Below are 626 nucleotides of genomic sequence, written 5' to 3' on the forward strand. Positions count from 1 at the left end.
ACGTGCGGCAGGTCGGGTATCCCGACTCGCTCGCCGAGTGGTCGACCGCCGGCGGGTTACCGGTACTCGACCGAATTGAGTGGCGGCGAACCCTTGACGAAGCTGTATATACAGGACTATACATATCGCGATGGTGTGACTCGCCGCACAGCGCGAGGGGCCGGCCCGGCCGGATCCACCAGCACAGTCCAGGGAGATCGATTGTGAAAGACACCGCCGCGGCCCTGACCCGAGGTCTGACAGCACGCCACATCAGGTTCATCGCCTTGGGTTCGGCCATCGGGACCGGACTATTTTACGGATCGGCGGAAGCAATCAACCGGGCGGGTCCGTCGGTGTTGCTCGCCTACCTCATCGGTGGTGCGGCGATCTACATCGGGCTGCGCGCGCTCGGCGAGATGGCCGTGAGCAATCCCGTGTCGGGTTCGTTCGGAGAGTACGCGAGCAAGCACCTGGGGCCGCTCGCCGGATTCATGACCGGCTGGACGTACACCTTCGAAATGATCGTGGTGTGCCTCGCCGACGTGACCGCATTCGGCGTCTACATGGGCTTCTGGTTCCCCGACGTGCCGCGGTGGATCTGGGTGCTGTCCATCATCTTCTTCATCGGCGCGATCAACCTGCTC

The 626-nt window shown here is 63.4% G+C and carries 1 protein-coding gene; it reads left to right on the plus strand.

Annotated features, from left to right (window positions below; genetic code table 11):
- Nucleotides 1-203 precede the first annotated feature (203 nt).
- Nucleotides 204-626, plus strand: a 423-nt coding sequence (locus tag AC1DYG_RS18790; RefSeq protein ID WP_477641389.1) for an amino acid permease, incomplete at its 3' end; no start/stop codon positions are given.

It is taken from the genome of Pedococcus sp. P1_H8 (assembly GCF_056405175.1).